This window comes from Mucilaginibacter sp. (genome assembly GCF_025359345.1).
GTDB lineage: Bacteria > Bacteroidota > Bacteroidia > Sphingobacteriales > Sphingobacteriaceae > Mucilaginibacter.
Genome location: NZ_JANYGQ010000009.1, coordinates 1 through 15944 on the forward strand (window position 1 = coordinate 1; position 15944 = coordinate 15944).

General features: G+C 43.4%; 9 protein-coding genes and 1 tRNA gene. 7 read left to right on the top strand and 3 right to left on the bottom strand.

The features are described 5' to 3' along the window. Positions 1-67: 67 nt before the first annotated feature. The 7 genes from Q0R52_RS03745 (at position 68) to Q0R52_RS03770 (ending at position 9301) form a co-directional block, all read left to right on the top strand. Positions 68-138: transfer RNA gene (locus tag Q0R52_RS03745), tRNA-Phe, on the top strand. A gap of 187 nt (positions 139-325) precedes the next feature. Next, on the top strand, positions 326-976 hold the full coding sequence (locus tag Q0R52_RS03750) for a phage integrase SAM-like domain-containing protein (protein WP_295792305.1): 651 nt from the start codon (positions 326-328) through the stop codon (positions 974-976). Then, positions 942-4466: a TonB-dependent receptor gene (locus tag Q0R52_RS03755; RefSeq protein WP_295792306.1), complete on the top strand. Its 3525-nt coding sequence runs from the start codon at positions 942-944 to the stop codon at positions 4464-4466. The genes Q0R52_RS03750 and Q0R52_RS03755 overlap by 35 nt, the downstream gene beginning before the upstream one ends. A 10-nt stretch (positions 4467-4476) precedes the next feature. Further along, the gene (locus Q0R52_RS03760) at positions 4477-6036 is read left to right on the top strand and encodes a SusD/RagB family nutrient-binding outer membrane lipoprotein (protein WP_295792308.1); all 1560 of its coding nucleotides are present in this window, start codon (positions 4477-4479) and stop codon (positions 6034-6036) included. Between the two features lie 219 nt (positions 6037-6255). Beyond that, positions 6256-7137 carry a subclass B3 metallo-beta-lactamase gene (bla, locus tag Q0R52_RS03765; protein ID WP_295792310.1) on the top strand — a complete coding sequence of 294 codons (882 nt, stop codon included), beginning with the start codon at positions 6256-6258 and terminating at the stop codon, positions 7135-7137. Between the two features lie 443 nt (positions 7138-7580). Continuing rightward, complete coding sequence (locus tag Q0R52_RS29305; RefSeq protein ID WP_366520847.1) at positions 7581-7733, top strand: GIY-YIG nuclease family protein; 153 nt, start codon at positions 7581-7583, stop codon at positions 7731-7733. Positions 7734-8134: 401 nt separating this feature from the next. Further along, the gene (locus Q0R52_RS03770) at positions 8135-9301 is read left to right on the top strand and encodes a DUF4249 domain-containing protein (protein ID WP_295792312.1); all 1167 of its coding nucleotides are present in this window, start codon (positions 8135-8137) and stop codon (positions 9299-9301) included. A 168-nt stretch (positions 9302-9469) separates the two neighbouring features. On the opposite strand, the gene Q0R52_RS03775 is transcribed toward Q0R52_RS03770, so the two are convergent. The 3 genes from Q0R52_RS03775 to Q0R52_RS03785 are packed head-to-tail and all read right to left on the bottom strand — an operon-like array spanning position 9470 to position 15385. Then, entirely contained in the window at positions 9470-11884 is a 2415-nt protein-coding gene (locus tag Q0R52_RS03775) for a hypothetical protein (protein WP_295792313.1), read from the bottom strand. Beyond that, positions 11884-14652 (bottom strand): carboxypeptidase-like regulatory domain-containing protein, encoded by a 2769-nt coding sequence (locus tag Q0R52_RS03780; RefSeq protein ID WP_295792315.1) that lies wholly within the window; start codon positions 14650-14652, stop codon positions 11884-11886. The genes Q0R52_RS03775 and Q0R52_RS03780 overlap by 1 nt, the downstream gene beginning before the upstream one ends. 1 nt (position 14653) lies before the next feature. After that, the gene (locus tag Q0R52_RS03785; protein ID WP_295792317.1) at positions 14654-15385 is read right to left on the bottom strand and encodes a hypothetical protein; all 732 of its coding nucleotides are present in this window, start codon (positions 15383-15385) and stop codon (positions 14654-14656) included. Between the last annotated feature and the right edge of the window lie 559 nt (positions 15386-15944).

A 15944-nucleotide genomic window follows, 5' to 3' on the forward strand; every position in this document is an offset into this window, starting at 1 on the left:
GTTTAACGTAGACATTTGGCGCACTTTTGGCGCACTTTGATATCAAAACAAGCTAAAACAGCTTCAAATAGCTCATAGAGTCGGTAGAGCAAAGGACTGAAAATCCTTGTGTCGCTGGTTCGATCCCAGCTGATACCACAAGTCAAAAAGCCTATTTTCGCAAGAAAATGGGCTTTTTTTATGGTTTTAAGCCGTATTTTTGCCCCTACTCTTCAATGTCGCTTAATCAAGGGATTTAGCAGTTTAACAGTTTTTTTTGTTGAATTAATCGGTAATCTTCTACAAATATTCTACAACGGAGATGCCGGTTGCTAAAAGATTAATCATGGCAACAGTTCGTGAAGTGGTATTGCCTCACCACAAAAAAGAAGATGGCACATGGAATGTTAAAATAAGAGTTACGCACAAAGGAAAATGTGCTTTTATTAACACCCAGCATTTTGTTTGCGAAAAACAACTTCGTAAAGATTTTACCATTAAAGATCATTTTATAACTGATCTCATTAACCCCGTATTGAAAGATTATCGAAATCAAATAAGTGATCTTAACATTCGATTGAGTTATTATAATGCGAAAAGCCTTGCGCACTATCTGGAAAGTGGTGGCCAAATCAGGGCCGAGGAAATTAATGTAATTGAATTTGGCTTACAACAAATTGAAAAATTAGAAAAGGAGAAACGCGGTGCAAGCGCTGCGAACATGAAGACGGTGGTTTTTAGTTTGATCGATTTTTGGAAGTCTGATGTTGTTCCAATAACAAATATACGAGCTCAGTTTTTAGAGGAATATGAAAACTTTCTAAAAGGCCCGAGAACTATGACCCGGCTAAACCAATTTAAAAGACCCGTTACTAAGAAAGTAAAAGGCCTTAAAAAAACTGGGCTGCATAATCATATGCGCGATCTTAGAATTTTATTTAACGATAGCGCCTACTATCCCGGTGTATCAAAAAGACGGAACCACCTATGCTGGTGAGTTGGGTGCCGGGTATTCTGACCGCAATAATCCGTTGCACATGCAGGACCTGGCGAAATGGAATAACGCAAACCGTTTAAACACATTTGGGAATGTTTTCCTGGAAATTCAGCCAATTAAGAATTTGTTTATTAAGTCAAATTTCGGTGCGGACAATGCAACCTATTTGAATAAAATAATTACACCAACTTTTACAGAAGGCGCGTTAAGCCGTACTTCCAACAGTTTGTTTTTTGATCAAAACCACTATCTAAGTACCACTCTCTCAAATACAATCAGGTATAACCTTGATTTGAACGCCAATAATCATTTCAAATTTCTGGTGGGTACAGAATACGTTAAGACGTTCACCGATTTCCAAACAACAAAAAAAGAAGGTTTCGCACTGCAGACTGAAGACTATTTCACGTTAAATGCGGGGACGGGCAATACCACCGTTACCGGCGCATCGCTCGGAAACAGATTGCTTTCTGAATTTGGACGCCTTGATTACAATTATTCGGGTAAATACCTGGCCTCTGTCACTGTTCGCCGTGATGGATCTTCAAGATTTGGTACCGACAACCAGTACGGTATTTTCCCTGCAGCCTCAGCCGGATGGAGAATCGATAAGGAAGGTTTTATGAAAAATAATGGGATTTTTTCTGAATTAAAAACAAGGCTTGGTGTTGGCCGGGTAGGTAACCAGGAAATAGGCGACTTATCCCGTTTCGCCCTCTATGATACGCGATATGGAACGACCCAAAACCAACTTACGCCCGGATTTTGGGAACAATATATGAACATTGGGACGGCATATTCTTTAACGGGTGCTAACACTGGTTCATTACCCTCCGGCTTTGTTCAAACCCAGGCGGCAAATCCCGGGCTTAAATGGGAAACTACCGATGAAATAAATGCCGGTTTGGATTTCACCATATTTAATGACAAAATATCTGGTTCATTTGATTACTTCACCAGGAAAACAACCGGCATTTTGATTACACCTCCCGTTGCATCCGCATTAGGTGAGGGGCAATCTAAAACAGTTAACGGCGCATCAAAGAGTAATAAAGGCTGGGAATTTATAGTGTCTTATCACGGACAGCAAAGAGGCGACTTTAACTACAATGTGACTTTAAATTTCTCGCATTTCCGGGACAAGATCACAAACTTACCAGAGAATGTCAGGCCCGCTTACGGTACCGGCATTGGGGGCGCGCGCCCTACCACACAGGCTGAAGCACAATCAATGGGTAACCTGTCATGGGGCGCAAAATATGACGGCGTCCCTACAGTACAGTATGATGGTGTTTTAAGGCCTTATTCTCCTGATAAAAACCGTATAAGCGAATTTTACAGGACCGGGACTACGCTCACGAATTCGATAGCGCTTTCGGGAGGCAACACCTCGACAAACTTCCGCACTTCTTTTTCAAACCAGGATGCTCTTGGTATTTCGCCCGACAATAGCTATCACAGGAAGATTTTTAACATGGGGCTTAACAGCCAGATTACTCCACAACTCACGCTTCAGGTAAATATTAACTATACCCATGAGGAAAACAAGAACCCCCCGCTGGTTGGCGCACAGGGTGTCGGATTTTCCAGTTTCCTTAACCGTACGCCATTAACGCTGGCGATACAGACACTGAAGGACAATGCCGTAGGCCCTGATGGCAGCATTTATGCAACCAATCCCTTCGGGGCCCTTTTAACCAACCCGTATTACCTGATCGGACGGATGTTCAACGATACAAAAAGGGACCATTTTTTAGGTACGGTTTTGGCCAGGTATGATTTTACCAAGTGGCTGTACTTACAGGGCCGTGTAAATGCGGACATGGGTTACGCTGTTAACGACTTTAACTTCCCACATGGTATAACTACGCTGCGTAATAGTAGCAACACGGGCTGGGCGGGTACTTACAATGTTAACACGGGCTTTAACCGGCAAATGAATATGGACTTCCTGTTAGGTACCCACCATAAAATTGGCGATTTTACTATTGACGGAAGCGTAGGCGGTAATATGTATACATTTGACAGTAACCTTTCTACCCAGGGCGTTACAGACTTTGTGGTGAGGGACGTTTATAGTATAGCAAACGGTATTACTAAAACCCAGGATTTCGGCGTTACCAGAACACAGGTAAACTCCGCGTATGGGTTTGCAGATTTTGGCTATAAAAACTACCTCTATCTTAGTGTTACCGACCGTGTCGACTACTTTTCGGTGCTTACACCGCCAAGTTCGATAGTAGCCAACCCTAAAGTCTCTATCAACTATCCGTCCGCAGGCCTCAGCTTTGTTTTTTCTGAATTACTGCACAATATCTCATGGTTAAATTATGGTAAGCTAAGGATGAGCTATGCAGTGGCAGGGAATGCAAACGGTGTTCCTGCCTATAACAGCCAGCTTACCTACTCCATCGCGTCACAGCTTTTCGGCACCTATCCGGTTGGAAGCATTGCTAATGCAGATCGGCCAAACCCGTTATTAACGCCTGCGCTCATTACTGAAAAAGAAATAGGCATGGAGTTAAAGACCTTAAACAATCGTTTAAATTTCGATATCGCCGTTTACGACAAGAGGACCGATAAACAGATTTTGCCGGTTGCTTTATCGCCTGCTTCGGGTTACACTTCCACCAATGTCAACATCGCAAAGTTGAAAAACACAGGTTTAGAGGTTTTGGTCGACGGGACACCTGTTAAAACCAGGAACTTTGCCTGGAATATTGCGGTAAATACAGCCTATAATACATCAAAGGTATTGGCGCTAAATCCCGGGCAAACCCGTCAGTTAGTAGTGTTTTTTAACGGCACAGGCAACGAATTTCTGGGCTCTTTAGTGTACGATGTCGGCAAAGAGATGAACCAGCTGATATCATACACTTACCTCCGCAATGCAGCCGGTCAGGTAATGTTAAATGCTCAGGGACGACTTATCCACTCAGTCAATCAGGTAAATTATGGTAGTGCAAATGCAAAGGTAACCGGTGGGGTAGAGAACACATTCCGTTACAAGGCGTTGAGCTTATTAGTACAAATTGATGGTAAATTTGGCGGTAAGGTGTTTTCGTCGACAGCATTAAATGGTTTAAGATCGGGCATGAGCCAGAAATCTTTAGTGGGCCGCAGCGGGGTTGTTTTTGATGGTGTACTGCCCGATGGAAGTAAGAATACAATATCGGTTGATCCGAGAATATTTTATGCTGATTACCGTACCCAGCAAATTGCAGACCCGTTTGTTTTTAGCAGCGACTTTATCAAGTTAAGAAACATCACGTTTAACTATGATTTTACAAGTTTACTGAGTAAAAACGTAAAGTTTATTAAAGGGCTGTCCTTAGCTGCTTTTTGCCGGAATGCAGCGGTGCTTATGAAACGTATTCCTGATGTTGATCCTGAGGCTTTCGCGTCATCAGGCGATAGCCGCTTAGGATATGAGCAACATACTGAACCAACTACCCGCACCTTCGGGCTTAATTTAAATGTAAAATTCTAATATAAATATTATGAAAAAAATTAGTCGTCTTATAATCCCCTTAACCTTGTTAATTTGCTTCGTCGGTTGCAAAAAGGGGTTTGAAAAGCTAAACCAGAACCCTTATGGAATTACAAAAATTGACCCCGGGTTGTTATTTACCGGGGCCGAACTGGGCATGAATGCCGGCAACTGGGATGGGGAACAAACCATAGCACAACAATATCTGAATGCTTATAACTCAGGCGCTACCGCGGGTTTTAACTTTAATGATGATATAGATGGTTATAACAGCCCGCGCTGGGGTATTTACACAGCTACAGTTAAACCTTTGGTACAAATTATCAGCCTTACTCAAAATGACCCTTCCGCTAAAAACCTGTACAACATGACCCGGATATGGAAAGCGTATGCATTTATGACGCTTGTTGATACCTACGGTGATGTACCTTACAGCGACGCAGGAAAAGCGTACCTTTCAGGCCTGCTTTATCCGAAATATGATAAAATGGCCGCCATCTATGCCGACCTATACAACGAACTTAAAACGGCTACGGGGGCTTTATCTGTTTCAAATGAATATGTAACCGGTGACTTGTTTTTTGGAGGTGCAACCGCCTCCTCTCCTGCTTTGATAGCCGCACAGGTAGCACAATGGAAAAAAATCGGTTATTCTTTGCTATTGCGTTTGGGCATCCGCTACTCAAAAACTGACGTCGCCAAAGCGCAAAGTATTGCACAGGAGGCCTATGCAGGCGGCGTAATGCAATCAAACGCCGATAATGTTGTCATCAAGGGATATAGTGTTGCTAATCCCAACAATTTTTCTAACTTACAGCGAAGCGTAAGCCCATATTTTTATTATTTAGCTGAGCCTTTTGTTAACCAGTTAAAAAACACTAAGGACCCGAGATTGAAGTATATGGGCGCCAGCTATATCAAACCTCAAGATTTTACCTCAACACGTGATACCACGACAGCTAACCAATTTGGGTTCCCGGTGGGGTATGACCAGTCGAGCGTTCTAACCGCTCCGGGTTACAGAGGCATTAAAGGCGGCGGACAAAATTACACGCAGCTTAATTACGATGTAGTTGCCAATGTTCTTACCCCTCAATTTTTTATTACTTATTCGCAAACACAACTATTGTTGGCAGAAGCGCAATTCAGGGGGTGGATTGTGGGTACCTTATCTACGCAGCAATACTATGAATCCGGCATTATAGCTTCTATGGATGAATGGAAGTTGTATCCGAATGTGCCAAACCCCGCGATTTCAGTTGCAGAAGAAAACTGGTACGTAGCTCAACCCGCCGTTCTGTTTAATAATGCGAACGCACTTCAACTTATCAATACACAATACTGGATATCCAGTTTTGTAAACGGCCCCGAGAGTTGGGCTAATGTGAGAAGAAGCGGGTTCCCGGTATTAGCACCCAATATGTACAACAATAACTTAAACGGCGGCTTTGTTAGGCGTATGGCTTATCCTGATGCTGAGCAATCCCAAAACGCGGTCAACAATAACGCAGCTGTAGCGAGTATGGGAGGTGATGGGTTAACACAAAAAATATTCTGGGATATACCATAATAAATGATCTTGGCTTATTAATACCAAAAACCCGGGTTTAGATCCGGGTTTTTGCCCTTGTTGGTGGATTCAACAACAAGGGCTTACTTCGATCATCATCCGCAATTTTTTACCTTAACCATATTGGAATGGAAAACATCCGTTAAAAGATGATGCATACAAAGCCATCACCAATAACACACGCAAAAAACAGAGCAATTATAACATGATCTCACCCTCATGCACACCTCCAAAAAACTCCCGGGATTCATTCTTACCTTTTTTTTAGTGTTTAGCGGCTATTTTTGCACTGCCCAAAAACTGGCGCCATTGCCCATGATGGACCCGAGCTGGGTTAAACCAACCGAACCTTTCCGTATTGCGGGCAACTTGTACTATGTAGGCACGTACGACCTGGCCTGTTACCTGATAACCACCCCAAAAGGCCACGTATTGATCAATACAGGACTGGCAGAGTCTGCGACGATGATACGCGAAAATGTGGAAGCACTTGGCTTTAAATTTAGGGATATAAAAATACTGCTGGCTACACACGCCCACTTTGACCATGTGGCCGCTATGTCCGAAATAAAGAAAGTAACCGGCGCAAAATTAATGGTCAATGAAAACGACGCTCAACTTTTGGCCGATGGCGGTAACTCTGATTTTACTTTCGGAGGAAAAGGCCCCGTGTTTCAACCAGTAAAAGTCACAAAATTGCTACAGGAGCATGACACGGTAAAGTTTGGTGGGATGGAGATCATCCCTTTGCACCATCCGGGGCATACCAAAGGGGCTTGTAGTTTCTTATTTGATGTGAAGGACGAACACCGCACTTACCGGGTGCTGATAGCCAATATGCCCTCGATAAATAACGGGGTAATACTTTCGGGCATGCCGGGCTACCCGGACATTGGCAAGGATTATGCCCGAACATTTGAGGCTATGAAAAACCTGCATTTTGATATATGGCTGGCCTCGCATGCCAATCATTTTCGATTGCATAATAAGCGCCAGCCTGGCGATAGCTATGATCCTGAAGTATTCATAGACCAAAAGGGATACGATACTGCGTTGGCAAATTGGTATGCGGATTATTTGAAAAAACTGGCTGATAAATAATGCAAATTTTAGTTGCTGAAAGACTGTAAGTGACTGGAAATGCGCGTGCCTGTTAGCCATGCGGTCTTTTTTAACCGAGTAGTGCGACTCGATAAGCCAAAGGCGGCTGCCTAATAGCTATCCCGGCAGGCAAATTAAAGGTGATTTTGTACACCGCTTTATCTATCCTGGTTGGAATCAACGGTGAATGCTGCTAACTATAAGGCTGCTGTTGCGGATATTGGTGGTTCAGACGACCTGGACACACAGTGTTTTGGGATAAATAAACGCACTGGTTATTTATAAAAAAAGTAATAGTCAGACTAAATATAGACTAAAAAACTTTTTGGTTCAAATCCGCTATTAAACGCAAATCAGAAAGGAAATGGTTCGATATATGTACAGTAGGGACCACTAAAACCTGGTAGAAATACCAGGTTTTTCTATTTAAAGACATTTCCAAAATGCATTTTGCCTATATAATTTATTCGCCGACAAAAGATAAATACTATGTCGGGTCTTGTGAAGATGTCGCAAAAAGATTAGCGAAGTATAATACAAATCACAAAGGATTTACTGGCAACATGTTAGATTGGGAAATAAAATGGAAGGAATAATATTCAACAAAGAGTGACACAATAAAACGGGAGAACCAAATTAAAGCCTGGAAAAGTCATAAAATGATAGAAAAGCTCATAGCTGGTTCAGTGCATCCCTATTTATAATCGGGAGGGTCACTGGTTCGAACCCAGAAACCCTACCATCATGAAGATGCCCAGGATTATCTCAAAGTCAAGGACAACAAAAAGATAAAATTCAAGTCGGATATCCATAAGCTGGAGGATATCTCACGGCGGATCGAAGTACTTTGTAAAACCCCCATCCATTTCGCACGCAGGTAAATATTTCGTTTATATATCTGGCATCGTCCGAAATAATTAACTAACTTCGGAATGGCGGAACGCCCGGGCAGCACATCTGCCCCACTACATAAACCAGGGATCAAAAATAAACCGGAATGACTGCAAAATGGGGCTTTGCTTTATGCATTATTTTGATGGCGGTAAGCTGCAGGAAACCGTTTAACCCCGTGGAAATAAGATCCGACAAAAACAGTTACCTGGTTATTGAGGGTGTTATAGATAACGGCGCCGACTCAACCATAATCAAAATAAGCCGGACACAACAAATTAACACCAATCATAGCATCAAACCCGAGCCGAATGCCTTGGTCACCGTTGAAAGCGATACTAAAGACAGCTTTAATTTAGCGGAAACGGTGCCGGGACGCTATGCCGCCCCGCCGGTAACTTTAGATGCGGCGCGCAAATACCGCTTGCATATTAAAACAGCAGATCACAAGGAATATGTGTCGGACTACGTGGACGTAAAAAACAGCCCGCCAATAGATAGCGTGGGTTTTAACGCACAGCCAGATGGCGTACAGATATACCTGAACAGCCATGACGGTGCCAATAGCACACATTATTACCGCTGGGATTATTCAGAAACCTGGCAGTTTCATACTAAATACCCATCAGGGTATTTTAACAGCCTGGCACCACGCAAACCAGGCGAACAGATATTTAATTGTTTTGCCGGCGACTCGTCAACCAATGTTACGTTGGCTTCATCAACCAAACTGGCGCAGGATATTATTTACCAGGCACCTATCACAAAAATTCCGGCCACTGCCGAAAAAATAGAAACCAAATACAGTATGCTGGTTAGGCAATACGCCCTAACCATTGATGCCTACACCTTTTGGCTGAACCTGCAAAACAACACCGAAAAATTAGGCGGTATCTTTGATGTACTCCCCTCGGAAAATCAAACCAATTACCGCTGCCTTTCCGATCCGGCTGAACTGGTGGTAGGTTATTTAAGCGTTGGAAGAACAGCTACCAAAAGGGTTTTTATTACGGCCGACAAACTGCCGGCAAGTTATAGCGCTGTTTACCCTTGTGATTGTCAGATCGATACCGTTTTTAATAACCCTCCGCACCCTTTTACACGATCGTACGCAGAAGTTACGGGCCCAAATTCACCTTATTCCATCGTGTCAGGATTATACCTGCCTCCGCCAGATCCATTCGGGAACCCAACGGCGTATACTTATTCTACCATTCTTTGTGTTGATTGCACGGTCAGAGGGACCAAGGCGGTGCCGCCATTCTGGAAATAATAACAGCGCCATCCAAAAAACCTTAGCGGGAAACACAACAACAGTATAGAATTTGGCTTTTATCATTCGCTGCGTCTCTTCTTTGTTCTCCGCCTTAAATCATCAGGAGTGACACGAAGGGTCCACAAGGTACACTATGGAAAAGCCTTATCTAATAATAAATAAGATCTACTTTTTCACCTCGAAACTAAAATACCCGGTACCGGTCTCGCCATTTGCAGAGATCCCTTCAATTACACCGATGTACCGGCCCGGCTTGTCGCCAGAGTAAAAAGTTGCGCTGCATTTACCGTCAACACCGGTATTAACATCAGGGTTCCAGTATAACGCACTTCTAAAATCGGGCAGCGGGCTGTTTTGCAGCTGCCCGGGATTATACACAGGCGAATAAAACTTGCGTTCCAATTGCAGAGCTTCGTAATCTAATATAACAGCATGCGGATCTAATTCCAGGCCTTTCAAATCACCGTTGTAAGTCGCGAAACTCATGATCCCATTAAAAACCGTTGGTCCGTACATAAAGTCAGTAGTTACTATTTCCAGTTTCTGAATGGTTAACGGATCCTGGTGAAAGATCTTATCCTGATCAAATATGGGTACGCCATCCAGCATGATCAGGGGTTTAAAGCCCAATGGTCTATGGGCATTAGATATGCGGACATTGAATTTGTTCTGCCGTTTTGAAACAGAAATAGAGGTCACATACTCCCGCAACACCTCTTCGATGGTAGCAAAGCGGGTGTAGTCATCCAGTTTGTATGTTTTACCAGGGGTGCCGTAAAACGGGCCGACATCTATTTGTTTGGCATAAAACTCTTTCAGATCGTTACCCTTAAAAATATTTTGCACCTGCATGTTTATACTGCCTTCGGTAAGTGCGTTTTCCATAGCGGGCAACAGGGCGAAAGAAGGTATTGTGGTAGGCGAGTATTTATCCGAAAAGGGGCTTTTGATATCGATGCGATAGGTACTGTCCGTCTGGGAATTAGTTTGAACAATGATCTCACCGGAACCATAGAAGTCGCGTGTGTTGAACAGCAACCGCCCGGTTGAATCACTTATTGATGGATACAATTGCTGGCGGATGCCCGGCACACTTAAATAACCGGTAATATTCCGGCCAGACGCCTTGTTTATGGTACTAACTACTTGACCAGTTATAATATGCCCCGTGTATTCAGGCAAATAAGTAAACGTTGCCGGGCCACCGGCCAAAATTCGATCCCAGTCGAACTGGGCCCAGCCCTGGGCAAGTAATAAGTTATCCAATGCTTCGTCGGCATCCTTGCCATTATTTTCAAGATAATAACCCGCTGACTCGACATGGCCTTTGAACCCGGCAGAAAGCCACAAATAGCTCGATATATCGCCTGCATCTGCGTTTTGCAATTCATCATCACGGTAAACGGTAACCGATAAATTTGAAGCAGTTGCTTTACTATCCTGGTCTTGTGTGGATACATCAAAGCTTACCTTTCTGCGTGTTCCGTAAGCCTTATTGTCGGGCTGCACGGTCACCAACAGCTTTTTTGAAGACCTTTTAAAAACCAGCCGTTCGCATACCGGGCGTTGCTGGCCGTTAAACAGGGTAAGGTAGGTTGACCCATCATCCAGTTTGCTTTTACTGATATGGAAAGTTGCCTTTCCATCAGCTAATGATGCTTCCTGGGCTGACCTCACTGCATGTTTGCTGTGAGCGAGAAGGAAAATAGCTGAAGTACCAACTGAACTTTGCACATGTACGTCCCATCCATCATCGGCCGGGTTTACCCGCATTACATAGCCGGTAGCACTGATTTCGGGCAGATCTTTTACCACTGCCTGCCCGTTCAGATAAATTATCGCTTTATAGGCATTATCGACCTTTGGTGTAAACACAAAGCTGCCTATCCCAAACTTTAGCGTTTTAAAACGGGCCACGGTATCGTTTTGTTTATTGATAATGGCGCCTGCACAGTTTACCCCTTTGCCATCCGGCCCGGTAATTTTAATTGCCACTTTACTTGCAAGACGGTTTACCAAATGCCCGCCTTCGGGCATAAACCGAATATCATACACCGGCGCAGCAACCGCAGCAGCTATAGCCGGCGATATTAATGGGTTTGCAATAGTTAATTGCTTTTCGAAAAAAACGCCCGGCCCAAAATTTTTCATCCAACTGGTATACGCCCTCAGCAGGTAATTACCGTTTGGTAAAGATAAAGGAATAAACAGCGATCCATTACCAGCACCATCTTTTAAGCCAATTTTTGCCTGCATTACCGCAATGTGGTTATTATCCAATAATTCCACATAAGCCACCTTGCTAATCCCGGTAGATATATTGGAGCTGTCGTCTACACAATACAATTTAAACCATAATATCTCGCCGGTCAGGTAATAGTTTTTGTTGGTATGTGTGTATATTTTCTCGCGCAGGATGTTTCCATGGTACCGTGCAAATTTGTTTTGCAGACCATTTAAAACCTGCGCTTTGCTTAAATTAACAGCAAATAATATTATCAGAAACGCCAACACGGCTTTTAGGTGGCGCAGGCTTTTTTTATTGGCCCATATGGGTTGATATCTATTTTTCTGTACCATTAAAATCGGATATTATAATTAATAAAGGGTATTGGTTTAGCAAAAATTGACAGCTGGTAACCATTGATCACTCCTCCTTGTTCCGAAAAATAAGTGGAATAAGCATTATTGCGCCCGGTTAAATTGTAAACCCCGATAGTCCACGAGTTGTGGAAAAGCTGGTGCACCTTATGGTTACCGTCGATATTAATGGAAAGGTCGGTTCGGAAATAGTCGGGAATGCGGTACTGGTTGCGTTGCGAATACAATATCCGTTCCGATCCATCGTAATTATAAGTGGCGATAGGATAAGTGATAGGCCGCCCGGTGCTGTAAACGGCATTGAGCGAGAAGCTATAACGGTGGGAAAAACGGAAGTTGCCGATAAAATTAAAGCTGTGCGGCTTATCATAATTTGCCGGGTAATAGTCGCCATTATTGATCAGCGGTCCAGCTTTCGGGTCACTTTGCCGTAAAAAGGTGCGCGAGTAGGTATAGCTCAACCAGCCATTTAGTTGCCCTGTTGATTTTTTTATAAGGAACTCTGCCCCGTAGGCTTTGCCCTGTGTCGGCAGTACATCGGTTTCGATATGCGGATTTAGCACCAGGGTGGCGCCGCTGCGGTAATCAAGGTAGTTGTTTAGGTGTTTATAATAAACTTCAACGGAAGTTTCGATGGTGTTTGACTGGAAGTTTTTATACAAGCCGAGCGAAACCTGATCGCCAAACTGGGGTCTTATATTGGGGTCGCTCAGCTTCCAGATATCGGTTGGCGAAATAGCCGTGGTATTTGATAACAGGTGAAGGTACTGCCTTAATGTATTATAAGCAGCTTTTACCGAAAATTCATCGGAAATAGCGTAACGGGCAGATACCCTAATTTCTGGTCCCCCGTAAGTTTTTATAAAACTGCCGCTGTCATAGTTGGTGGTTTTGATAATATTATTGATGGTTTTTGGCTCGTTGGCCGGATAATTATTTACCGAATGGGGCCCAAGGTAATTGTACAACGAATAACGCAGGCCAGCATTTATCGAAAAATCGGGACTTACCTCAAACTTATCACCGACATAAAGAGCGCTTTCCAGGGCCTGCTCGGTAGGAATAATCAACGTGGCCACCGCCGAACTGCTGCCATTGGGTAAATTACTGCCGGGGTTGATGTTATGCCGTGAGGAGTTTAACCCAAATGTAATGGTATGCTCGGGGTTTAAATAATAGTTGAAATTAGTTTTGAAATTGATCTGGCTGATGTTGTAATTAAAGCGATAGGCATTAACCTTATTGGCTGTGCTGATAATGCTGTATTGATAACGATCATAACCGGCGGTAATAACGCTGTATAACTTGTTGCTGAAATTATGCTTCCATTTTAAGGATATATTGCGGTTGCCGTATTTGTAACTGGTATCGCTGTTTAGTTTAAACCCATCATTACTGAAATAGGTGGTGAGGTACAAATTGTTTTTATTATCGATCTGGTGGCTCAGGTTAAAATTTATATCGTAAAACGAAGCGCCGCTGTTGGCGTATGCTTTTGGCAGGGCTTTTAACAACCAGTCGGCGTAGGTTGCGCGTGCACCAAAAATAAAGGAGGTTTTGTTGGAATCAAGCGGGCCTTCAATGTTAAGCCTGCTGGTGATCAAACCGATCCCGGCCGAACCGGTAAATATTTTCTTGTTCCCTTCACGTTCGGTAATGTCCAGCACCGAAGAAAGCCTGCCGCCAAATTTTTCGGGAATGCTGCTTTTATATAACTGCACATCCTGTATAATGTCGGCGTCAAAAGCCGAGAAAAAACCAAAGAAGTGGGAAGGATTGTAAATGGTGGCGTCATTTAATAAGATCAGGTTCTGATCGGCCGAGCCGCCGCGCACGTTAAAGCCGGTACTGGCCTCGCCAACGCTTTGTACGCCGGGCAAGGTTAATACTACACGCAATACATCGGCCTCGCCAAAAACAGCAGGTACCTGTTTAATGCTTTTGATATCCAGGCGGGCCACCCCCATTTCAACGCTGCGCACATTGGCTACTTTTTCGGATGATATTTTCACTTCTTTAAGCGAGATCACTTCATTCTGCAATTCCACAGTCAATTCCCCATTGCCGTACAGCATTATTTGCCGACGGGTATCTTTCATCCCGGCACCTTTTATAACTATTATTTGCCGGCCACGCGGCATGTTGATAGAGAAATAGCCAAACTGATCAGTAACAATACCTATTTTTAGCGATGGCACATAAATGCTGGCCCCCGATACTGGCTCGCCCGATCTGATGTCGCGAACATAGCCGGAAAGCGTAGCGTTACCTGGTTTAAGTGTGGTAGTAGCTATACCAATTGGATATATTTTGTTTTCGGATGTGGCTGCCGGTGCCTTTTTAATTTCGGGATTATTACCAGGATCCTGCACAACTTCGGTTTTTGCGGTTGTGCTTTTCTTGTTGTTAAAAAAGCCATCGGGCAGGGTTGTTCTAATTTCGCGGCCCTTTGTCAGGATCACTTCGTTTTCTTTGGAGATAGCGTAACGAAACGCTGTGTTCTCAAACACCTTGCTTGATACCACCGGCAGTGTTTTCTGATCAACCCGAACGGTAACCCTCAGGCTATCAAACAGCACAGGATCGTAGTAAAAACGATAGCCTGTTTTGGATTGCAGATCGGCAACAATTTGCGCTATAGTAGCCTGTTTGAGATCCACATCGATTAGCTGGCTGCTGTTTTGCTGTGCAAAAGCACTAATTGACAGGTTCAGGAGAATTTGAATAGCCAGGTAAATTTTTTTCATCTTAGTGGGTTATCTGGTCGTAATACCTGGCTAAACGGGCAACTGATCCTTCTTTGTCCTCGTTAAATTTTATTTTGTTGCTCCTGAGGTATTGTTTCAGCTCCTTTTTTCTATCCTTAAAAATGCTTATCACATCACCTTTGCTATCAACCTGCATAAATTTCCCGCTTTTTTTTATGTAGATCTCACTTTCGTCGGAATAAATTACTTCAACAACTGTTTCTGTTACGCTTTTATGCGGAGTCTTTATCAGCTTTACCAAAACGGTTGTTTTACCATCATATAATACATCATAATAACCGGGCTTAATATCAGCCCCATTTGCGGCATCCACATAAATGAAATGGTGACCGGCAAGGTAAACATCTGTCAGTTTTTCCTGACGCAGGATAAAATAAACCGAAGCCGGCGAAAACGCCACCATTTCATCGTTAAAAACGTCGTACATCACAGGTATGTTTTTATACGCCGTGCCATTGTAGCGGATGAGAGACGGCGTACAAAAGTTCTTGTCATCCAAATAGACCGAACCTTTTGGGCCTCTTGGCGTAAATTCATAAACGACGCCATTGTATATTTCAGACTGATCCGCAATAGCCGTATTAAAAAGATCAATAGCCCGCCCGGCTGCTTGGCTGTAAAATGCGCTGTCGGGCTTAATATTTTGGGCGTAAACGCCTGAAAGGCATACAACCAAGGCAGCAACCATTAACCAACGTGACTTAACAAACATACATGAAGTTAAAAGTAAATGACTGTAGTCCAGCTATTTTGCATAGCGTAAATACACTATTATAAAGGTTTCAGTAAATTACAATTTGCGCGCGGATGGTCCCCTTGTTATAATTGGTACGGGTTCAGCAAGCCGGATACTATCCCGGAATGAAGTTATGATTTATAAACTATAAGTTATTCATTTTTAGTAAATATTTCATTATAGGACTTAGGTATTTAAAAGAGTTCTCCTTTTTTGCAATCGAGTAGAGGGCGAAACTTTTATTCGTTTCGCCGCTCTCCCACACCACCGTACGTACGGTTCAGTATACGGCGGCTCCAATAGTTACTGATGTCTCGTAGTCTTATTTGACTGGGGCTGGTTCCTCTGTTATGGATACGGAAGTATTCGGACCATTATTACTCCGAACGCCTTCCGGGTGTTCCCCTTTTATAATGGCCTAAAGTTCTGCTTCTTGCTTCGGTATCATAATAGTCCTTCCCGTTACTACCGTTCTGCCTTTCTTCCGCCGACTGGCGGACTACCGGATTTTCTATGAAATCAGATCGTCTTTTAA